14 protein-coding genes are annotated in these 20,901 nt (G+C 64.2%); 9 read left to right on the forward strand and 5 right to left on the reverse strand.

Annotated features, from left to right (window positions below):
• Window positions 1–126: 126 nt before the first annotated feature.
• Window positions 127–1,818 (forward strand): molecular chaperone HscC, encoded by a 1,692-nt coding sequence (locus JYG36_RS07475; protein WP_213603487.1) that lies wholly within the window; start codon window positions 127–129, stop codon window positions 1,816–1,818.
• On the opposite strand, the gene JYG36_RS07480 is transcribed toward JYG36_RS07475, so the two are convergent.
• From JYG36_RS07480 to map, 3 genes are all read right to left on the reverse strand, one after another.
• The gene (locus JYG36_RS07480; protein ID WP_093380346.1) at window positions 1,812–4,511 is read right to left on the reverse strand and encodes a DUF805 domain-containing protein; all 2,700 of its coding nucleotides are present in this window, start codon (window positions 4,509–4,511) and stop codon (window positions 1,812–1,814) included. The two genes, JYG36_RS07475 and JYG36_RS07480, sit on opposite strands and share 7 nt — an antisense overlap.
• Complete coding sequence (locus tag JYG36_RS07485; protein WP_093380348.1) at window positions 4,508–5,203, reverse strand: DUF1266 domain-containing protein; 696 nt, start codon at window positions 5,201–5,203, stop codon at window positions 4,508–4,510. The genes JYG36_RS07480 and JYG36_RS07485 overlap by 4 nt, the downstream gene beginning before the upstream one ends.
• Window positions 5,204–5,293: 90 nt before the next feature.
• The gene (gene map / locus JYG36_RS07490; protein ID WP_045195491.1) at window positions 5,294–6,082 is read right to left on the reverse strand and encodes a type I methionyl aminopeptidase; all 789 of its coding nucleotides are present in this window, start codon (window positions 6,080–6,082) and stop codon (window positions 5,294–5,296) included.
• Window positions 6,083–6,378: 296 nt separating this feature from the next.
• On the opposite strand from map, the gene JYG36_RS07495 reads away from it, so the two are divergent.
• From JYG36_RS07495 to JYG36_RS07530, 8 genes are all read left to right on the forward strand, one after another.
• Window positions 6,379–10,158 carry a bifunctional nitrate reductase/sulfite reductase flavoprotein subunit alpha gene (locus JYG36_RS07495; RefSeq protein WP_213603488.1) on the forward strand — a complete coding sequence of 1,260 codons (3,780 nt, stop codon included), beginning with the start codon at window positions 6,379–6,381 and terminating at the stop codon, window positions 10,156–10,158.
• A gap of 277 nt (window positions 10,159–10,435) precedes the next feature.
• Window positions 10,436–12,994 carry a nitrite reductase large subunit NirB gene (gene nirB / locus JYG36_RS07500; protein WP_213603489.1) on the forward strand — a complete coding sequence of 853 codons (2,559 nt, stop codon included), beginning with the start codon at window positions 10,436–10,438 and terminating at the stop codon, window positions 12,992–12,994.
• Window positions 12,994–13,359: a nitrite reductase small subunit NirD gene (nirD, locus tag JYG36_RS07505; RefSeq protein WP_093380354.1), complete on the forward strand. Its 366-nt coding sequence runs from the start codon at window positions 12,994–12,996 to the stop codon at window positions 13,357–13,359. Before nirB ends, nirD begins: the two co-directional genes overlap by 1 nt.
• Window positions 13,360–13,440: 81 nt before the next feature.
• Window positions 13,441–14,373, forward strand: a complete 933-nt coding sequence (pcaQ, locus tag JYG36_RS07510) for a pca operon transcription factor PcaQ (protein WP_213603490.1) — start codon at window positions 13,441–13,443, stop codon at window positions 14,371–14,373.
• Window positions 14,374–14,593: 220 nt separating this feature from the next.
• Window positions 14,594–15,322, forward strand: coding sequence for a BamJ family beta-barrel-assembly machinery protein (bamJ, locus tag JYG36_RS07515; protein WP_045195483.1), 729 nt, complete (start codon window positions 14,594–14,596; stop codon window positions 15,320–15,322).
• Window positions 15,323–15,602: 280 nt separating this feature from the next.
• Window positions 15,603–16,043 (forward strand): YkvA family protein, encoded by a 441-nt coding sequence (locus tag JYG36_RS07520; RefSeq protein WP_045195481.1) that lies wholly within the window; start codon window positions 15,603–15,605, stop codon window positions 16,041–16,043.
• A 98-nt stretch (window positions 16,044–16,141) separates the two neighbouring features.
• Entirely contained in the window at window positions 16,142–16,480 is a 339-nt protein-coding gene (locus JYG36_RS07525) for a helix-turn-helix domain-containing protein (protein ID WP_045195479.1), read from the forward strand.
• Window positions 16,477–16,848: a hypothetical protein gene (locus tag JYG36_RS07530; RefSeq protein ID WP_010224211.1), complete on the forward strand. Its 372-nt coding sequence runs from the start codon at window positions 16,477–16,479 to the stop codon at window positions 16,846–16,848. Before JYG36_RS07525 ends, JYG36_RS07530 begins: the two co-directional genes overlap by 4 nt.
• Here JYG36_RS07530 and JYG36_RS07535 read toward each other — a convergent pair.
• The gene (locus JYG36_RS07535; protein WP_045195476.1) at window positions 16,824–18,602 is read right to left on the reverse strand and encodes a bifunctional diguanylate cyclase/phosphodiesterase; all 1,779 of its coding nucleotides are present in this window, start codon (window positions 18,600–18,602) and stop codon (window positions 16,824–16,826) included. The genes JYG36_RS07530 and JYG36_RS07535 overlap by 25 nt on opposite strands.
• 122 nt (window positions 18,603–18,724) lie before the next feature.
• A complete protein-coding gene (locus JYG36_RS07540; protein ID WP_176794227.1) occupies window positions 18,725–20,812 on the reverse strand; it encodes a carboxy terminal-processing peptidase in 2,088 nt (695 codons plus the stop codon).
• Window positions 20,813–20,901: the final 89 nt, after the last annotated feature.

Consider the following 20,901-nt stretch of genomic DNA (forward strand, 5'->3'; position numbering starts at 1 on the left):
AAGCCACAAAGAAAGCGACCTTAGGGTCGCTTTTTTTGTTTCTGGAATTCGTCCAGAATCCACCAGTACGCTGGGACGCTACTGTTTTTCTCCGTGCCAGCCCCACTTCTGAGCAAGAGATCACACATGCAGGATGCAAGCACCTCCCCGGCGCCAATGCTGGGTATCGACCTGGGTACCACCAACAGCCTGGTGGCGGTCTGGCAGGACGGCCGGGCACAACTGATCCCCAACGCCCTGGGCGACGTGCTCACGCCTTCAGTGGTCAGCCTCGACGAAGACGGCAGCATCCTGGTTGGCAAGGCCGCGCGTTCACGCCTGACCACCCACCCGCAACGCACGGCTGCTGCCTTCAAGCGTTTCATGGGCAGCGAAAAAAAGATCAGCCTCGGTGAGCAGGCCTTCAGCCCGGAAGAGCTCTCGGCGCTGGTGCTCGGTGCGCTCAAGGCCGATGCCGAAGCCTTCCTCGGCTGCCCGATCAGCGAAGCGGTGATTTCCGTACCGGCCTATTTCAGCGACGAGCAGCGCAAGCGCACCAGCTTTGCCGCCGAGCTTGCCGGGCTGAAAGTCCAGCGCCTGATCAACGAACCGACCGCCGCGGCCATGGCCTACGGCCTGCACGAGCAGAAGTTCGAACGCACGCTGATTTTCGACCTCGGTGGCGGTACCTTCGACGTCACGGTGCTGGAATACGCGCTGCCGTTGATCGAGGTGCATGCCTCGACCGGCGACAACTTCCTCGGTGGCGAAGACTTTACCGGCGCTTTGCTTCAGGCCTGCCTGCAAGACTGGCAGCTCAAGCCGACGATGCTCGCGCCCCAGGCCCTGGCCAGCCTTGCCGACGCCATCGAGCAGCTCAAGTGCAAGCTGGGCGAAGGCGAGCAGCACCTGAGCTGGAACGGTGATGGCGTCAGCCGCCAGTGGCTGCTGGATGAAGCCCGCGCGCAGAAGATCTGGGCGCCGTTGCTGGCGCGGATTCGCGCGCCGATCGAGCAGGCCCTGCGCGATGCGCGGCTGCGTGCCAGTGACCTCGACAGCCTGGTGCTGGTCGGCGGCGCCACGCGCATGCCGGTGGTCCAGCAGATGGTCTCGACCCTGTTTGGCCGCCTGCCTTACCGCCACCTCGACCCGGACACCATCGTTGCCCTCGGTGCTGCCACCCAGGCGGCATGCAAGGCGCGCGATTCGGCGATCGAAGAGCTGATCCTCACCGATGTCTGCCCCTACACCCTGGGAATTGCGGCAATGGATGGCGACTACCAGACCGAGATCTTTGCGCCGATCATCGACCGCAATACGGTGATCCCGACCTCACGGATCAAGCCGTTCTACAGCACCCATGTTGAGCAAAAAGCCATCAGCATCCGTGTCTACCAAGGTGAACGGCCGTGGGTCGAAGACAACATCTTTGTCGACGTCTTCACGATCCCGCTGACCCCCAACGGCAAGATCCAGCGCCTGGACGTGCGCTTCAGCTATGACATCAACGGCCTGCTGGAAGTCGATGTGACCTTGCCGCAGACGCGTGAGCAATTCAGCCACGTGATCGATCGCAGCCCCACCGGGCTTGACGACGAGGCGCGCCAGGCCAGCCATGAGCGCCTGGCCGGGCTGAAGATCCACCCGCGCGACGCCTTGCCCAACCGCACCTTGCTGGCCCGCCTGGAGCGGGCCTGGGCGCAGAGCCTGGGGCCTGAGCGCGATGCGATCGGCGACTGGCTCAAAGAGTTCAGCGCGATCCTGGCCGGCCAGGAGTCGAGCGAGATCGCCGGGGCCCGCCAGCGCCTGATCGAGGCGCTGGACGACATGCGTTACTGACCGTTGAGCCGCCGCAGGGCGGCCTGCAGGCCACCCTCCAAGGTGTCCTGCGGCTGATTGCCGGGCGGCACGCCGTAGCGGTTGGGCAGCGGTTCGCCCGGCAGCAGCAACAGCACCAGCGGCAAGAACTGCAGGAACGGGATCAGCATCACGAAGATGATCATCATCGGGATGCCCCGGCCAATGTCGTGCAGGCGGCGCAGCGTGGCGCTGCCAAGCACACCGACGAACAGCAGGCCGAAGAATATCTGCTCGATCGCGCTGCCGGCCATCAAGGTCAGGATCGGCCCGAGAAGGACACTCACGGCCACCTGCACACCATAACCCTTGCGGCCCAGGCGGCTGCCCAGTTTCCACAGGTGCGAGGCCGGTACCGGCTGGCTGCCGGAGTTTTCCAGCAGCAGGCGTTCGGACCACGACAGCAAGGCGGTGATCGCTGCGCGAATGCCGGCGTCCATGCCCGGGTAATCCTTGCCGCGCTGCAGCTCTTTGAGCACTTTGGCCCGCGGTACCCCGGCGCGGCCGTAGCGGGCCAGGTCCTTGAGGCTGTCGAGCATGCTGTAGAACAGCGTGCTGTTGATCAGTTCGTCTTCTTCCAGCACCTTGCGTGGCGGGCGCACCGGCTCGCCCTTGATCAGGCCGTTGCGAAACGGCTCGAACCAGTCATCCGGGCAGGTCAAGGTAGAGATGCGTCGCAGCAGGCTGCCATGCTGTTCGGCGTTCAGGGTCGGGTCGTGATAGAGGACGGCGCATAGCACCATCATGCCCAGCACGTCTTCATCAAAGGCGCGCGGGTCGTTCTCAAGGCAGGCGTAGAGTTTCAGGTTGCTGGGCAGCTTGGCGCTGTCCAGGGCTTGTTGCACCGTCGACAGGCGCTGGCCGATAAAGCACTGCAGCGGATCGTTGTCATCCAGCCAGCCGAGCAGGCCATCGACATTGCCTTGCTGGCTTTGCAGGCGCAGCAACAGTTGCTGCAGGCGGGCGAACGGATGCTCCGCCGGGTAGGGCAGGCTGGCCAGCAACTGCGCCGGCACCATCGCCAGCCAACGCTCGGGCTGTTCGACCAGGGCAAGCATGAACAGGTTCTGCCGGTGCCAGGTCCACAGGCCGTCGTCGGCAGGCGGGCGTGGCAGTTCGATGCCGGCTTCGGCGAGGTCGGACAGCAGCTGCAGGGCAAAAGGCGTCGGCATCAGGTTGGCCGGCTTGATCAGCGCGGTCAGCTTCGGCAGGGTGGCGGCCGGGTAGCTGCGCATGCGCCGCAGCCAGTCGCGGGCGACTGTCTGGCATGGGCCTTCCTGCAGCACCTCGGGCAGTTGCGGTTGCGCCGCCGGGCTGTTGATAAAGGCGGTCAGGGCCAGGGCCAGCGGTGACTGCTCGAGCCAGCGCAACTGCTGTTCGGCCTGGTACTTGAAGCCTTCGATAATCAGCTGGTCGAGCGGATCGTCGCCCAGCGGCTCGGCCATGATCTGTCGCAGCAGGCCACTGTCACCGCGGTGCAGGGCCCACGCGTGGCGGTACAGGCGCTGCAGCTGGCGATCCAGTTGGTCGTCGAGCAGCCAGGCCAGCAGCGGCAGTTCGTCCTTGCCGTCCAGGCGCCACTTGATGAACTCGCCGGCGATACCTTCCTGCTCGTCACGGGCGGCGTCGAACCAGCGCGTCAGGGTTTCCGGGCGCTGCGACGGGCTGCCCCAGATCTGTGCCGGATCGTTGAGGTCTTGCGGCCATTCATACACCGGCTCCAGGCGGTCGAGGGCCTGGATCAACAGCGCCAAGCGCTGCGGTTGATGCTTGGCGCACAGGTTGAGCAGCCAGCGTGCGGCTTCCGGATGCTGGTGCTCGCGCCACAGGCGGGTCCAGCACTGGCGGGCGAGTTCTTCCTGGCCGGTGTCGCTGGCCTGGCAGGCGAGCAGGTACAGCAGGTCGATATCGTCCGGCGCCTGGCGTTGCTGCTCGGCGATCAGGGCAAAGAAGCTGCTGCTGCCGATGCCGGCCTGGCACAGCTTGACCAGCAGGCGCTGGATATAGGCCGGGTCATCCGGGAACGGCTGGCAGGTGTGCAGGCTGACGAAGCTTTCGAACTCGAACAGCGGCCGGGTGTGGTAGAGGAAATCCAGGTTCCGGGCATACCACAGGGTTTCGACTTGCACTGGCATCGACCAGTGCTTCATCAAGCTGGTGTCGAACGGGTCCGGTTCGCTGATGCGCTCGAGGAATTCGTCAGCCTGGCGCGGATCTTCCAGGCGCAGCACTTCGTTTTCCCAGCCCAGGTGCCGGGCCATCAGTTGCACGCAGGCGTGCGACAACGGCCCGGTTTCCATCAGCCGGTACAGCAAGTGCCAGCTGACCTGCTCCTGGTCACCCAGGGTCAGGCCGCTGAAACCATCGATGAAGGCCTGCCAGGCCGGGGGATCGAAGCGGCGGGCAGGGTCGCCGAGCAACTTGGAAAAGTCGCTCATGGTCTGTTCGATCAGGGCATTGCGCACCGGCGCCGAATCGTCGTGCTGTGCATCCTCAGCGGCCTCATCCGGCTCGTCGCGGGCCAGGCGCAGGGCGTGCTCGTAAGCCTCGCGCAAGGCCTGGAAACCCTGCGGGTCGGTTTCCGGGTGGTGCTGCGGCAGCAGTGCGCGGTAGGCGCCGCGGATGACATCGGGATCGTTGGTCGGCTCGATGCCCAGGTGAATCCAGCAACTCATGACCAGCCTCCTTGCAGGGTGTCAGGGCGTTCCGGCAGGTTCAGCGGCAGGTCCCAGGGGATGCTGGCGAAAAAGCCCAGGGCGTCGTGGCTCAGGTTCATCATGATGCAGCGGTTCCAGTGTTCGCTGCCCTGGCGCTCCAGGCATTGCGCCAGTTCTTCGTCGCTGGCGCTGGAGCAGTTCCACAGCGCCTTGCCGAACAGGTAGCCGGCCAGGTAGCGGTCCCAGCCGTTGTAGTAGTGGCGGGCGCGCACGGCCAGGCGGCCTTGCAGATAGTGGCTTTCATGAATGCTCAGGTAGCCTTTGCGCAACCCGGCACGCAGCAGGTAGCCCATGCGTCCCAGGTCCCAGGCGCGCACGCCACCCTGGCCGCAGTCGCCGAGGGTGCGCCGGGCGAATTCGTACTGGATGCGCTGGCGCGGGGTCAGCGCTTCGAGCACCTGCGGCCATTCGCTGGGCAGGCAGCGGGCGGCTTGCCAATAGGCGTCCTTGAGCTCCAGGGCATGGCCGGTGTCGGCCATGCTGAGCATGTTCAGCAGCTCCTGGCGATTGTGGATGCCCCACCACTTCTTGAGGTCGGTCTCGTCTTCGTCGTAAGTCTCGAAGTAGGTCGCGGCGGTGTAGCTGGCGCCGTTGAGGGCGGCCATGGGGGCGGAAAGGGCGTACAGCCAGTGCTGCTCGATTTCTTCCATGAAAAAGCTCCGGGGCCGGTAGGAAAATGTGCGGGTGCCGGCCGTAATGGCGCGGATTGTAGAGAGCCGCGCGGTGCGCGGCAAACTGACTTAAGCGTGGACCAGCATGGCGCGCTCTTCTTCGCGCAGGGTCAGCACTTCGAAACCTTCGGCGGTGACGGCGATGGTGTGCTCCCATTGCGCGGACAGGCTGCGGTCGCGGGTGATCACCGTCCAGCCGTCCTTGAGCGTGCGCACCCCGCGCCCGCCCTGGTTGATCATCGGTTCGATGGTAAACACCATCCCCGGCTTGAGCTGCAGGCCGCTGCCCTTGTGCCCGTAATGCAGAACCTCGGGCGCCTCGTGCATCTGCCGGCCGATGCCGTGGCCGCAGTATTCGCGCACCACGTTGTAGCCCGCTGCCTCGGCATGGCGCTGGATGGCGTGGCCGATATCGCCCAGGGTCGCGCCCGGACGCACCTGGCGAATGCCTTGCCAGAGCGCGGCATAGGTGGTGTCGACCAGTCGCTGGGCGGCTGCATCGATCTGCCCCAGGCAGTACATCTTCGACGAGTCGGCAATGTAGCCGCCTTGTTCCAGGGTAATGTCGACGTTGACGATCGAGCCGGCCTTGAGCACCTCATCGGCATGCGGCACGCCGTGGCACACCACATGGTCGACCGAGGTATTGAGCGAATAGGCAAAACCGTACTGGCCCTTGCTCGCCGGGCGCGCCTTGAGCACATCGACGATAAAGGCCTCGGCCCGGTCGTTGATCTGCAGGGTGCTGACCCCGGGAGCAATGAAGCTGTCGAGGTGGGCGAACACCTGGCTGAGCAATTGCCCGGCATTGCGCATCAGGGCCAGTTGTTCGGCGTTTTTCAAAACCACTTGGTTCATGGGAGGAGGTTTTTCATCTCTCGGAATGTCTGCCCATGATAAGGCCTGGCCCGCTGGCTGTGCCATCCGATGGTGCAGGCCGGCCCAATGCAGTGCGGCCGGGCAGGCGCCCTGAACGCCTGAACCGCGCCGCACAAGGCGCTGCCAATTGTGGCGCGACCCTTGCTACAGCCTGAGCATCCGGCAATCAACGCAGATTGCCCCGTTCACGACAAAGGCGCCGTGTTGCCCCCGCTTGTTCATTCAGGCCGGGGCAGCAGGGCGCCTTTTTGTTTGCGCAATCAGGAGGTAGGCCGATGAGCAGCACCAGCGTGCGCAGCGTGTGCCCGTATTGTGGCGTCGGTTGTGGCATCGTCATGAACGTCGAAGGCGGGCGGGTGACCAAGATCAGTGGCGACAAACAGCACCCCAGCAACTTTGGCCGCCTGTGCACCAAGGGCCTCACCGCCCATCAACCGTTGAGTGCGTCCGGGCGCATGACGCATGCCTATGTGCGCGAGCAGCGCCAGCGCGACCCGGTGCAGCGCGCCATCGACACCGCTATAGAACAGGCGGCCCGGCGCCTGCGGGCGATCATTGATAAGTATGGCCCGGACGCCCTGGGCTTTTATGTCTCCGGGCAGATGTCGCTGGAGGCCCAGTACCTGATCAACAAACTGGCCAAGGGCTTTGTCCGCAGCCGCCATATCGAGTCCAACTCGCGCCTGTGCATGGCCAGCGCCAGCAGCGGCTACAAGCTGTCGCTGGGCGCCGACGGGCCGCCCGGCAGCTACCAGGATTTCGACCGCGCCGAGGTGTTCCTGGTGATCGGCGCGAACATGGCCGATTGTCACCCGATCCTGTTTTTGCGCCTGCTCGACCGGCTCAAGGCCGGGGCCCGGTTGATCGTCGTTGACCCGCGGCGCAGCGCCACCGCCGACAAGGCCGATTTGTTCCTGCAGATCAAACCGGGCAGCGACCTGGCGCTGCTCAACGGCCTGCTCTACCTGCTGCTGGAAAACGGCCAGTGCGACGCCGAGTTCATCCAGCGCTACACCGAAGGCTGGGAGGACATGCCGGCCTTTTTGCAGGACTACACACCTGAGCGAGTTGCCGCCCTCACCGGGCTGAGCGAGGCCGATATCCGCCAGGCCGCCAAGTGGATCGGCCAGGCCCCGGAGTGGATGAGTTGCTGGACCATGGGCCTGAACCAGAGCATCCATGGCACCTGGCACAGCAACGCCCTGTGCAACCTGCACCTGGCCACTGGTGCTATCTGTCGGCCGGGCAGCGGGCCGTTCTCGCTGACCGGCCAGCCCAACGCCATGGGCGGGCGAGAAATGGGCTATATGGGCCCGGGCTTGCCGGGGCAGCGTTCGGCATTGGTCGATAGCGATCGCGCCTTTGTCGAGCAACTGTGGCAGATCCCCGCTGGCAGCCTGCGCAGCGAAGCCGGTGACGGCACGGTGGCGCTGTTCGAAAACCTCGCCGCCGGGCAGGTCAAGGCCTGCTGGATCATCTGCAGCAACCCGGTGGCCAGCGTCGCCAATCGCCAGCAGGTGATCGAAGGGTTGCAGGCGGCTGAGCTGGTGATCACCCAGGACGCCTTTCTCGACACCGAGACCAACCGTTACGCCGATATCCTCTTGCCCGCCGCGCTGTGGGCCGAAGGCGAGGGGGTGATGGTCAATTCCGAGCGCAACCTGACCTTGATGAACCAGGCCGTCGAGGCGCCGGGCGAGAGCCTGCCCGACTGGCAGATCATCGCCCGAATCGCTTGCGCCATGGGTTACGCCGAGGCCTTCAGTTACGCCAATGCCGAAGCGGTGTTCGACGAGCTGCGCCAGGCCTGGAACCCGGCCACCGGTTACGATGTGCGCGGCGTCAGCTACGCCGGTTTGCGTGAGGCGCCGCGGCAGTGGCCGTGTGAGCCTGGGCGCAACAATGACCGCAGCCCGTTGCGCTATCGCAACGACGGCGTCAGCCAGGCCCTGCGCCACGACGGCCAAGGCGAAGTACCGGCCATTGCCTTCCCCACTCGCAGCGGCAAGGCACGCTTTTTCGCCCGGCCCTGGCTGCCCGCCGCCGAGCTGCCGGACGCCGACTTTCCGCTGGTGCTCAACACTGGTCGGGTCCAGCACCAGTGGCACACCCTGACCAAGACCGGCAAGGTGGCGGCGCTGAACAAGCTCGACCCCGGGCCGTTCGTAGAGATTCACCCGGATGATGCCGAGCGCCTGGGCATCGCTGACAAGGATCAGGTGCAGATCCGCTCCCGACGCGGGCAGGCGCTGCTGCCGGCACGGATTACCGCTCGGGTGCTGCCGGGCAACTGCTTTGCGCCGTTTCACTGGAACGACGTTTATGGCGAGAACCTGGCGATCAATGCCGTCACCAGCGACGCGGTCGATCCGCTGTCGCTGCAACCGGCCTTCAAGTATTGCGCGGTGGCCCTGAGCCGGGTTGCCGGCGAGCGCATCAACGCCACCCAGATCGATCGTCAAACCATGACAGTGCAGGACCAGCACCTGCTGCTCTGGGCTTCGCAGACCGGCAACAGTCAGGCCCTGGCCGAGCAGTGCGCCGCACGCCTGCGCCAGGTCGGCTTGCCGGTGCAGTTGAGTTGCATGCAAGACCTGGCTCTGGAGCAACTGGACCGCCCCGCCAGCCTGCTGCTGATCGCCAGTACCTTCGGCGACGGCGATGCGCCGGACAGCGGCGCGGCGTTCTGGCGCGGCCTGCATGGCGAGCATGCCCAACGCTGCGTCGGCGTGCCTTATGCGGTACTGGCCCTGGGGGATTCCAGCTACGAGCAGTTCTGCGGCTTTGGTCGCAAGCTCGATCAGCGCCTGGCCGAACTGGGCGCCAAGCGCTTGCTGGAACGGGTCGATTGCGAGGGCGATTTGCATGAATCGACGGGGCAATGGCTGCAGGCACTGCTGGGCAAACTGGGCCACGGCGAACTGCTGCTCGAAGCGCCAACGCCAACGGCCAGCGGTTTCAGCAAGACCCGACCGTTGCCAGCCACCCTGGTCGGCAACCGCCTGCTTAACGGCCCTGGCGCGGTCAAGGAAACCCGGCAACTGGTGTTCGATCTGGGCGACAGCGGGTTCACCTATCACGCCGGCGACGCCTTGGGTGTATGGCCGCGCAACTGTCCGGCGCTGGTCGATGAGCTACTGACCGCCACCCGCTTCGATGGCGGGCACTGCGTCAGCCTCAAGGGCCAGGCCGACATGCCCTTGGCCGAGGCATTGCTTGAGCACCTGGAGATCGCCCGCATTACCCCGCAGTTGCTTGAGGCTTTCGCCCCGGGTGATGCGCAACTGCGCGCATTGCTTGAGCCGCACAACAAGGCTGCGCTCAAGGACTGGCTGTGGGGCAAGCAACTGATCGACCTGGTACATGCGTGCAAGCCCCAACTGAGCCTGCAGGCTTGGCTCGACCTGCTCAAACCCATGCAGCCGCGGCTGTACTCGATCAGCTCAAGCCAGAAGCTGCATCCGGATCAAGTGCACCTGACGGTTTCCACTGTCCGTTACGGCCAGCGCAAGGGCGTGTGCTCGACCTACCTGGCCGACCGCAGCGAGCCTGGCCGGGTCGAGATATTCGCGCAGCCGACCACACACTTTCGCCTGCCTGGCGACAGCACGGCGCCGGTGATCATGGTCGGCCCCGGCACCGGTGTGGCGCCGTTTCGCGCGTTCCTGCAGGAACGTCAGGCCGAAGGGGCCCACGGTCGCAACTGGCTGCTGTTCGGCGAGCAGCAGGCGGCCACCGATTTCTACTACCGCGACGAGTTGCTGGCCTGGCAGCGCGACGGTCACCTGACCCGCCTGGACACCGCCTTCTCCCGCGACCAGGCGCAGAAGATCTACGTGCAGCAGCGCATGCTTGAGCAGGGTGCCGAGCTGTGGCGCTGGCTGGAGGAGGGCGCGCACTTCTATATCTGTGGCGATGCCGGGAGCATGGCCCGCGATGTTGATACGGCGCTCAAGCAACTGGTGCAGCAGCACGGTGGCATGAGTGTGGAACGGGCCGAGGCTTATGTCGGCGAACTGAATCGCGCCAAGCGTTACCTGCGTGACGTGTACTGAAGTGCCCCATAAGGGGGAGCGCTGCACCAGCCTGGGTCGATAACGGCACCAGTGGATCGCGCGCAAGCCCCGGTTTCAAAGGCTTTGGCAGTTGGCACGCTCCCTGCTTTTACAGATTTACAACGTCCTCGCGGGTCAATGGCGATTCGCAACCGGGACTACAAAAAACGACCAGGCAAAGGCGCCTGGAGCTTCGGCTCCAGGCGCCTTTTTTTGTTTTTCGGGGTTGGCCCCCAGCAGCAAAGCCAGCGTGATTGGCCTTGAGTGAGGAACGGGTATGAATGGGTTTACCAGCATCGAAGCGCGGCAACAGCTGATCATCGTCGGCAACGGCATGGTCGGTCATCACTGCGTCGAGCAACTGATCGAACGCGGTGCCCTGGGCCGTTTCCAGGTGCGGGTGTTCGGTGAAGAGCGCCAGCGCGCCTACGACCGCGTGCACCTGTCGGAATACTTCAGTGGCAGCGATGCCGAAACCCTGGCCCTGGGCGAGGCAGGCTTGTACACCCGGCACGGCATTGACTTGCACCTGGGCGAGCCGGTGCTGGAGATCGACCGCGAACGCTGCGAGGTGGTCACCTGCGCCGGGCGCTACCCTTACGATCAACTGGTGCTGGCCACCGGCTCCTATCCGTTCGTGCCGCCCATTGAAGGCTCGCAAGGGGCGGCGCGGCTGGTCTATCGCACCCTTGATGATCTCGATGCGATCCGCACCGCGGCCGCCAGCGCTCGCCGTGGGGTGGTGGTCGGTGGCGGCCTGCTCGGCCTGGAAGCGGCCAATGCCTTGAAGTCGCTGGGCCTGGAAGCTCATGTGGTGGAGTTCGCCCCGCGCCTTATGCCGGTGCAACTGGATGGCGAGGGCGGCGCGGCCTTGCGGGCGCAGATCGAAGCCCTGGGGGTTGGCGTGCACCTGTCGCGGGCGACCCAGGCCATCGTTGCCGGTGAAGACTATCGCTACCGGATGAACTTCGAGGGCGGCGAGTTCCTTGAAACCGACCTTGTCGTGTTCTCCGCCGGTATCCGCCCGCAGGATGCCCTGGGCCGCAGCAGTGGCCTGGAAATCGCCCAACGCGGCGGTGTGGTGATCGACAGCGCGTGCCGCAGCAGCGACCCGCGGATCTTCGCCATCGGCGAATGCGCGTCGTGGAACGGCAGCGTGTTCGGCCTGGTGGCGCCGGGCTACAGCATGGCGCGTACAGTGGCGGCGACGCTGGCCGGTGAAGACGCGGGCAGTTTTACCGGGGCCGACATGTCGACCAAGCTCAAGCTGCTCGGTGTCGATGTCGGCTCCATTGGTGATGCCCACGGCGTGACCCCGGGTGCGCGCAGCTATCGCTTTATCGACGAAGCGGCGTCGGCCTACCGCCGGCTGGTGGTCGATGGCAGTGGCAAACGGGTGATCGGCGCGGTGCTGGTTGGCGACAACAGCTATTACGACACCCTGCTGCAATTCGTGCAGAACAGCATTGCCCTGCCCGCCGATCCGGCCGCGCTGATCCTGCCGCAGTCGGCCGGCGCGCCGGCACTGGGCGCTGATGCCTTGCCCGCCAGCGCGACTATCTGCTCCTGCCATAACGTCAGCAAGGGCGCGATCTGCGCCGCCATCGACAGTGGCTGCGGCGAGCTTGGCCAGCTCAAGCAGCAGACCAAGGCCTGCACCGGTTGTGGTGGTTGTGCGGCGCTGCTCAAGCAGGTCTTCGAGCATGAATTGATCGCCCGCGGCGTCAGCGTCGACAAGAGCCTGTGCGAACACTTCGCCTACACCCGCCAGGAGCTCTACGCGCTGGTGCGGGTCGAAGGCATTGTCAGTTTCGACGAGATGCTCGCCAAGCATGGACGCGGGCACGTCGGCTGCGATATCTGCAAACCCACGGTCGGCTCGATCCTCGCCTCGTGCTGGAACCAGCCGATCATGGAGCCGTCGCTGGTGCCACTGCAGGACACCAACGACACCTTCATGGCCAATATGCAGAAGAACGGCACCTACTCGGTGGTGCCGCGGATTCCCGGCGGCGAGATCACCCCCGAGAAGCTGATCGTCATCGGCGAAGTGGCGAAAAAGTACGACCTCTACACCAAGATCACCGGCGGCCAGCGCATCGACCTGTTCGGCGCCCAACTGCACGAATTGCCCGAGATCTGGGCCGAGCTGATTGGCGCAGGCTTCGAGACCGGCCATGCCTACGGCAAGTCGACGCGTACGGTGAAATCCTGCGTCGGCAGCACCTGGTGCCGTTATGGCGTGCAGGACAGCGTGCAGATGGCCCTGACCCTGGAAGACCGCTACAAGGGCCTGCGTTCGCCGCACAAGCTCAAGTTCGCGGTGTCCGGCTGCACCCGCGAATGCGCCGAGGCGCAGAGCAAGGACATCGGCGTGATCGCCACCGAGAAGGGCTGGAACCTGTACATCTGCGGCAACGGCGGCATGCGCCCGCGCCATGCCGAACTGTTCGCCACCGACCTGGACGACGCCAGCCTGATCCGCACCATCGACCGCGTGCTGATGTTCTACATCCGCACCGCTGACAAGCTGCAGCGCACCTCGGTGTGGCGCGAGAGCCTGGAGGGCGGGCTGGACTACCTCAAGCAGGTGATCCTCGACGACAGCCTGGGCCTTGGCGCAGAGCTCGAAGCGCAAATGCAGCTGGTGGTCGAGCGCTACGAATGCGAGTGGGCCAACGCCCTGAAAGACCCTGAAAAGCTCAAGCGCTTTCGCACCTTCGTCAACGACCAGCGCCCCGACCCGGGTGTGCACTTTGTCCGCGAACGCGGCCAGCGCCGGCCCATCGGCGCCGGCGAACTTCACTTGATCCCGACCACCGAGGAGGTGCTTTGATGAGCCCGTCCAATGCAGCAGTAAGTGTTCAAGCGCAACCCTGGCAGAGGGTTTGCAGCCGTGCCGACCTGGTCGCCCAGTCGGGGGTGGTGGTGTGGTTCGAGGGGCGCCAGGTGGCGCTGTTCTACCTGCCCGGGCAGGCCACGCCGGTGTTCGCCGTCGACAACCATGACCCCAAGTCCGGTGCCAATGTGATTGGTCGTGGATTGGTGGGCGAGCTCAAGGGCGAGCTGGTGGTGGCGGCGCCGTTGTACAAGCAGCATTTTTGTTTGCGCGATGGGCGTTGCCTGGAGGATCCGCAGCAGGCGTTGCAGGTGTGGCCGGTGCGCATCAGTGGCGAGCAGGTGGAACTGGGCCGCTGTTGATGGCCTCATCGCGGGTCAAGTCGGGTCGCGATCGAGCGCGAAGCGGTCGCAGTCCGGGCCGAGCCCCGATAAACTCCCCGGATGAACCTCGACACCCGGATCAAATTCCGCCACCTGCTGTGCTTTCTCGAAATCGCCCGCCAGGGCAGTTTCGCCAGGGCCGCCGATGCCATGGCGATCAGTCAGCCAGCGATCTCCAAGACCCTCAAGGAGCTTGAAGCGCTGCTTGAAACGCGGCTGTTCGAGCGCAGCAAGCAGGGCGTCGAGCTGACCCCGGCCGGGGTGCGTTTCATGCGCTACGCCGGCCCCAGCGTGCAGGCCTTGCGCGAAGGTGTGAGCACCTTGCGCGGTGAAGAGCATGCGCCGCCGCAGGTGCGGGTCGGCGTGCTGTCGACCGTCGAAAGCCTGCTGATGCCCGAAGTGCTGTGCCGTCTGCACCAGCGCCATGAGGCGCTGGTGGTCAGCGTCGCCACCGGCCCCAGCGCGCACCTGCTGGGGCAGTTGCACGTCGGTGAGCTGGACCTGGTGATCGGGCGCATGACCGACAGCCCGCAGATCCAGGGGCTGATGTTCGAGCACCTGTACAGCGAGTCGATGTCGCTGGTGGTGCGCCCTGGCCATCCTTTGCTTGGCCGCCAGCCGCTCGAGCGCAGCCAGGTCGGGCGCTACCCGCTGGTGTTGCCGCTGGCCGGCACGACCATCCGCAAGCACGCCGACAGCCTGTTCGTGCAGTGCGCCATCGAGCAACCCGCGCAGCGCCTGGAAACCCTGTCGCCGGCCCTCAGCCGTCGTTATGTACAGGGCAGCGATGCGGTCTGGGTGGCGCCACGCGATGCGGTGCGCGTCGACCTCAGCCGTGGTGAATTGTGCGAGCTGGACCTGGGTGTCAGCGAGCCGGGCGGCTCGGTCGGCATCTGCAGCAATGCCGCCTTGCCGCTGGCCTTGCCGGCACAGTGGCTGTGCGAAGTTTTGCGCGAAGTGGCGGCGCAGTACCGCGACGGCGGTTATCCCTGAGCGTCGATACAAACTGCTACAAAACCTCATCGGCGGATTTGCCCAACCGCCCGGTCCCGTCAATACTGGCCACTGGCTGCAGCCGAGGATGAAGAAGGTTTAATCTGGCTGAACTTATCCGGGTTTTCTTGCTCTCATGCCGGTAGCCATTGGTCGTGGCCGCCTGATAAGCTCGCGGCTTTACTCGATTGCCCTATTGGCGCATGAACAAGGAAATAGCATGAAACAGCATCGGTTGGCGGCTGCGGTTGCCCTGGTTAGCCTGGTACTGGCGGGTTGCGATTCGCAGACCAGCGTCGAGCTGAAGACTCCGGCACAGAAAGCCTCCTACGGTATTGGCCTGAACATGGGCAAAAGCCTGGCTCAGGAAGGCATGGACGACCTTGATTCGAAAGCTGTCGCTCAAGGTATCGAAGACGCCGTTGGCAAGAAAGAACAGAAGATCAAGGACGAAGAGCTGGTTGAAGCCTTCTCGGCCTTGCAGAAGCGCGCTGAAGAGCGCCTGGTGAAAATGAGCGAAGAGTCGGCTGCCGCCGGCAAGAAATTCCTCGAAGAAAACGGCAAGAAGGCTGGCGTGGTCACCACCGCTTCGGGCCTGCAGTACGAAGTCATCAAGAAGGCCGACGGCGCCCAGCCAAAGCCGACTGACGTGGTTACCGTCCACTACGAAGGCAAGCTGATCGACGGCAAGGTCTTCGACAGCTCCGTCGAGCGTGGCAGCCCGATCGACCTGCCGGTCAGCGGCGTGATCCCGGGTTGGGTCGAAGGCCTGCAACTGATGCACGTCGGCGAGAAGTACAAGCTGTACATCCCGTCCGACCTTGCTTACGGCGCGCAGAGCCCGAGCCCGACCATTCCGGCCAACTCGGTGCTGGTGTTCGATCTGGAACTGATCGCCATCAAGGACCCGGCCAAGGCTGAAGAGCCTGCCGATCCAGCTGCCGAGTAAGGCCAGCTGATACCTGCAACGCCCCGTCTCGACGGGGCGTTGTCGTTTCTGGGTTTTACCGAACCCATAGGGTCATGCACGGTCTTAGTCACTGCAGCTGTTGATGAATCAGGGCGCAGCGGGCAAAACGTTTGCGCGATTGAAACAGGTGTGTAAAAAACGCCCGATTTAACCCGGACCCTTGCCGGGCGGGCGCCTTGAGCCTGAAACTGAGCTCTGTTCACAAGGTTATCCACAATTATTGTGGATAACCTTCCTTGGCACTGGCCCTGGAGGCCGTATGAAAGCACCGTGGAATTTCGCCCGATTTCTGCCCCTGGCCGAGCGCCTGCTCAGCCGCGGGCGTTTGCCGGCGCTGATTTTTGCCGTGGCGCGCAAAGGTCCGCGGCTGGGCAAACTGCGCGAGGACGTGCGCCTGATGCAGGCCCTGTGCCTGGCCTGGTGGCGCGGCGAGTACCGGGCAATCAGCCCCAAGGCACTGATCACCGTGGTGGCGGGGCTGCTGTATTTTGTCAGCCCGCTGGATGCGATCCCCGACTGGCTGCTGGGCGTCGGCATGCTCGACGACATCGCCGTGCTGGCCTGGGTGATGAAGGCGGTGTCTGATGAACTGGCCGCGTTCAGCGCCTGGCGCAACCGCCAGGCACCGGAAAAACTGCGGGTGGTCGAGCGCCTGCCCGACACCCCCGAAGCCCTGCGCCTGGAACAGGAAAAAAGCTGATCACATCACGACCCTGCACACCCTTGTTGGCTGGTAATATAATTGGCATAAGGATTATGCCTACCGATTACATATCGTAATCCTACAAGGGGGTTGTAATGGGTATTCAGGTCATCAGCCGGGACGGTCAACCCGAGTACGCGGTTGTTCCCTGGGAGCAGTACCAGGCACTGCTTAAAGCTGCCGGGCAAGGCGAGCCACTTGCCGGCGCAAACACAGCTTCAAGCGCCACCGACAGCGCCAGCTTGCCGAATTTCAGCGAGCTGGCGCGTTTGCGTGAGGGCAAGGGCCTGGCGCCGGAGCAACTGGCGCGCAGCGTCGGTATCAGCCCTGTGTACCTGGCGCTGATCGAAAGCGGTGAACGCCAGCCGGATGCCGCGATTCGCCGCAGCCTGGCCTGGGAGCTGGGTGTGGCTGGCTGGAGCGAGCCGTCGTGAGCGTGCGCATCAGCCGCCAGCACTGGGAAGGCCTGCTCGGCGAGCTGGATGTCGCCCGCCGCCAGCGCCACCTGCTGACCTACCGGGCCTTGCTCGAGCGTCTGCAATTGCCCAGCCCGGCCATGCAAACGCTGACCGCGGCGCTGGAGCACCTGGCCGCGCTCGACGCCCGCGCCGAGCAGCCGCTGCGCAGCTCGCTGGTGATCAGCCAGGGCGCCAGCCGCTTGCCGCGCACCGGGTTCTTCGAATGCGTCGAGCGCCTGGGGCGCTTTTCCGGCCCGTCCGATGGCATGGCCGCAGCCTCCTGGCACGCCTCGGAAGTGGTGCGGGTGTTCGAGTACAGCTACCCCGAACACGAAGAAGCCTGAGCGCCAGGGGCGGTATCGATCAGGTACAGGCTGTGCCCAGGCACATCCTTGGCCTGGTGCTTGGCCTGTGAGGCCAACTCCGCCAGTTGCCCGGCATCGAGCCCGGCACAGGCCTGCGGGTGCAACTGCACCACGCCGATCGACAACGACAGCAGGGCAAATTCCTGGCGCCGGCCCTGGCGGTCGGTGGCGATGAAGCACCCGGCCTGCAGGTGCTCGGCCCGGTAGAAGCGCCGGCACTGTTTGTGAAAGTCCTCCAGCAACAACTGCAAGCGTTGTTGCCAATCATCTGAGCCGAGCACCAGCATGAAATCGTCGCCGCCGATATGGCCGACGAAATCGCGGCTGGGGTCGACCCGTTCGCCCAGGCACTGGGCCAGGCACAGCAATACCTCATCGCCACGGGCATACCCGTAGATATCGTTGAACGGCTTGAAGCTGTCGATATCGACGTAACAGATCGCCGCTGCGCGTTGCTGTTGCAGCAGGCGGGTCAGGCACTGCTGGATCGGTACGTTGCCCGGCAACAGGGTCAGCGGGTTGGCATAGCGGGCCTGTTGGATCTTCTGCTCGGTGATCAGCTTGAGCACGTCGATCACCCGCCCCAGGCCCAGGTAGCGGCCGTTGTGGGTGATGATGAAATCTTCCTCGATGCGCTGGCGGGCGCGGCTGGTGAGGAGGCGGCTGACCTGTTGCAGCGATTGGCCCAGATCCACGGCGAGAAAGTCATCGCTCATCAAGCGGCTGATCGGCTTGCGCGCGAACAGGTCGGTGGCAAACGGCTTGAGCAGTGCGTCGGAGAGCGAATGGCGATGAACGATGCCGCACGGCTGCCCATGCGCGTCGAGCACCGCCAGGGAATTGAGGTTGGCCTGGCTGCGAAACAGTTCCAGCACCTGCGGGGTGGGCGCCTCGCGGTTCACCGCCGGTTGTTCGATCAGTAGCGCGGCGAGGTTGCCGCTGTCTTCATTGAGGCTCTGCAGCGCCTGTACCGGCTGCCCGAGCATGCTTTGCACATCGCGCGCCGCCTGTTCCTGCGGGCGGCCCAGCAAGTAGCCCTGGACCAGGTCGACGCCCATCTCGGTGAGCACCTTGAGCTCTTCGGCCAGCTCGATGCCTTCGGCAATCACCTGGGCCCGCGAGGCCCGGGCGATCTGCAGGATCGAGCCGACGAACTCGCGCTTGACCGCATCCAGGTGAATGCCGTCGATGAAGTGGCGGTCGATCTTGACGTAGTCCGGGCGCAGCTCCGACCACAGGCGCAGGCTCGAATAACCGGCCCCCAGATCATCCAGGGCGATGGAAAAGCCCATGTCGCGGTAGTGGTGCAGGGCGTTGAACAGCAGCTGGAAGTCGTCGGTGGGGGTCTGTTCGGTGAGTTCGATCACCACCCGGCTGGGCGGCACGCCCAGCTCGTGGAGCATCTTCAGGGTGCGCCCGGACTGGTACTGCGGTTCGAGCAGGGACTCGGGCGAGACGTTGAGGAACAGCTTGCCTTCAAGGTTCTGCTGGCTGAAGCGCCGGCAGGCGCTCTCGCGGCAGGCCACTTCCAGCTCGGTCAGGCGCCCGGCCTGGCGGGCCACGGCAAACAGGTTGATCGGCGAATGCAGCGGGCTGTTGGACGGGCCGCGACTCAGCGCTTCGTAGCCGAGGATGCGCCGTTCGGAAAGGCAGACAATGGGTTGGAACAGGCTGTGCAAGCCGCTTTGAGCCAGGATGGTGCTCAACGCGCTGAGCTGTTCGTTGATGGTCATGGCAGGCCTACCTAGAAAAAAGGGACTGAGCACCCGCGGCGCTCAGTCCCTTATTTCACGACAGTCTGATGACTATTTGATGACGCAATGAAGCGCGGTCACATTATTTTGCCATCACCGGTTTACGGGTTGTTGCGCGCCACCTGCGAATTCAGCCCCAGGTAGTCCAGCAGGATCAACCCGGACTCCTTCAGGTAGGCGTCGTCTTCGGGCTTGGTATCGTCCGGCTCGACCGGCAGCGCGTCTTCGTCTTCCTTCTTCAGTTCCTTGAGCGGTTCTTCGCCCTTGGCCTTGCGTCGGGTGTTTTCCAGCGCCAGCTGCTTGCTTTCGATATCGGCGTGCTGGGCACGGCGTTCGGCCTCGTTGAGGCTGACGGTTTTCTCGTTCATCAGCTTCTGGGTCAGGGCCAGGCGGTCGCGGATGTAGACGAACTCCGGATCCTTGGCCGTACGGCTGTCGTGACGGGCCTTGAGCTGGGCCAGGAACGGCTTGAACGGGTCGACCGCAGGCTTGATCGCCGGGCGGATGGTGTCCCATGGCATGGCTTCGGGCAGGGCGCTTTCGCCGATTTCCTTGGTGTCGATGATCGACGGGTAGTCGATGTCCGGCAGCACGCCCTGGTGCTGGGTGCTCTGCCCGGAAACCCGGTAGAACTTGGCCAGGGTCAGCTTCAGCTCGCCATGATTGAGCGGCTGGATGGTTTGCACCGTGCCTTTGCCGAAGGTCTGCCCGCCGAGGATCAGCGCGCGGTGATAGTCCTGCATGGCGCCGGCGAAAATCTCCGAAGCCGAGGCCGACAGGCGGTTGACCACCAGTGCCAGCGGGCCTTTGTAGAAGGCGCCGCTGTTTTCGTCTTCAAGCACGTCGACGCGGCCGTCGCTGTTGCGCACCAGCACCGTCGGGCCCTTGTCGATGAACAGGCTGGTCAGCTCGGTGGCTTCCTGCAGCGAGCCGCCGCCGTTGTTGCGCAGGTCGATGACCACGCCGTCGACTTTTTCCTTCTGCAGTTCGGTCAGCAGTTTTTTAACGTCGCGGGTGGTGCTCTTGTACTCCGGATCGCCGGCGCGGAAGGCCTTGAAGTCGAGGTAGAAGGCCGGAATCTCGATGATTCCGAGCTTGTAGTCACGGCCGTCCTGCTTGAGCTTGAGCACCGACTTTTTCGCCGCCTGCTCTTCGAGTTTCACCGCTTCACGGGTGATCGGCACGATCTTGGTGGTCTGGTCGTTAGGGGCGTTGCTGGCCGGGATGATTTCCAGGCGCACCACCGAACCTTTCGGCCCGCGGATCAGCTTGACCACTTCGTCCAGGCGCCAGCCGATCACGTCGACCATTTCCTTGTTGCCCTGGGCCACGCCGATGATCTTGTCGGCCGGAGCTACCAATTTGGTTTTGGCCGCAGGGCCGGCCGGCACCAGGCGCACGATCTTGACCTGGTCGTTGTCGCTTTGCAGTACGGCGCCGATACCTTCGAGCGACAGGCTCATGTTGATATCGAAGTTTTCTGCGTTGTCGGGCGACAGGTAGTTGGTGTGCGGGTCGTAGGACTGGGCGAAGGTGTTGATATAGGCCTGGAAGATGTCTTCGGCGCGGGTCTGGTCCAGGCGCGTGAGCTGGTTCTTGTAGCGCTTGGTCAGCAGTTCCTGGATTGCCTTGGGTTCTTTGCCGGCGATCTTCAGGCGCAGCACTTCATCCTTGACGCGTTTGCGCCAGAGGTCGTCGAGCTCGGCCTGGTTCTTCATCCACGGGGCGTCCTTGCGATCGATCAGCAAGGTCTCATGGGTGGTGAAGTCGAAGTTGTCGACGCCCTTGCTCAGCTCGGCGAGGGCGAAGTCCAGGCGCGATTTGACCCGGTCCAGGTAGCGCTTGTAGATGGTGAAGCCGGGGTCGAGATTGCCGCTTTTGAGGAAATCGTCGAACTGGGTCTTCCACTTGTCGAACTCGGCGATGTCGCTGGCAGTGAAGTAGCTGCGCGCAGGATCAAGGAGTTTGAGGTAGCTGTCGTAGATGATCACCGAGCGCGCATCGTTGAGCGGCGGCTTGCTGTAGTGGTGGCGCTTGAGCAGCTCGACCACGTTCAGGCTGGCGACCACTTCATCGCGGTCGGGCTGGAGCTTATCCCAGCTGTTGGCGGCCCATGCACTGCCCGCCAATGGCAGACTGCCCAGACCGATCAACAGGGCGAGGGTGGTGCTTGGCAGAAAATGCTTCATGCTGATTCGACGTAGGGACAATTGATCACGCATATTAGGCCGTCTTTGAATTCGCCGGTTCCATGAAAACCGGACGCATAATGCAAAAA

Origin of the sequence: Pseudomonas sp. SORT22 (assembly GCF_018417635.1) — a bacterium.
Lineage (GTDB): Bacteria > Pseudomonadota > Gammaproteobacteria > Pseudomonadales > Pseudomonadaceae > Aquipseudomonas.

What these genes read in the sequence shown, in the direction of transcription:
- JYG36_RS07475 (WP_213603487.1), top strand. Translation starts at nt 127, where the DNA reads ATGCAGGATGCAAGCACCTCCCCGGCGCCAATGCTGGGTATCGACCTG.
- JYG36_RS07480 (WP_093380346.1), bottom strand. Translation starts at nt 4,511, where the DNA reads ATGAGTTGCTGGATTCACCTGGGCATCGAGCCGACCAACGATCCCGAT.
- map (WP_045195491.1), bottom strand. Translation starts at nt 6,082, where the DNA reads ATGAACCAAGTGGTTTTGAAAAACGCCGAACAACTGGCCCTGATGCGC.
- JYG36_RS07525 (WP_045195479.1), top strand. Translation starts at nt 16,142, where the DNA reads ATGGGTATTCAGGTCATCAGCCGGGACGGTCAACCCGAGTACGCGGTT.
- pcaQ (WP_213603490.1), top strand. Translation starts at nt 13,441, where the DNA reads ATGAACCTCGACACCCGGATCAAATTCCGCCACCTGCTGTGCTTTCTC.
- nirD (WP_093380354.1), top strand. Translation starts at nt 12,994, where the DNA reads ATGAGCCCGTCCAATGCAGCAGTAAGTGTTCAAGCGCAACCCTGGCAG.
- nirB (WP_213603489.1), top strand. Translation starts at nt 10,436, where the DNA reads ATGAATGGGTTTACCAGCATCGAAGCGCGGCAACAGCTGATCATCGTC.
- JYG36_RS07520 (WP_045195481.1), top strand. Translation starts at nt 15,603, where the DNA reads ATGAAAGCACCGTGGAATTTCGCCCGATTTCTGCCCCTGGCCGAGCGC.
- JYG36_RS07540 (WP_176794227.1), bottom strand. Translation starts at nt 20,812, where the DNA reads ATGAAGCATTTTCTGCCAAGCACCACCCTCGCCCTGTTGATCGGTCTG.
- JYG36_RS07485 (WP_093380348.1), bottom strand. Translation starts at nt 5,203, where the DNA reads ATGGAAGAAATCGAGCAGCACTGGCTGTACGCCCTTTCCGCCCCCATG.
- bamJ (WP_045195483.1), top strand. Translation starts at nt 14,594, where the DNA reads ATGAAACAGCATCGGTTGGCGGCTGCGGTTGCCCTGGTTAGCCTGGTA.
- JYG36_RS07495 (WP_213603488.1), top strand. Translation starts at nt 6,379, where the DNA reads ATGAGCAGCACCAGCGTGCGCAGCGTGTGCCCGTATTGTGGCGTCGGT.
- JYG36_RS07535 (WP_045195476.1), bottom strand. Translation starts at nt 18,602, where the DNA reads ATGACCATCAACGAACAGCTCAGCGCGTTGAGCACCATCCTGGCTCAA.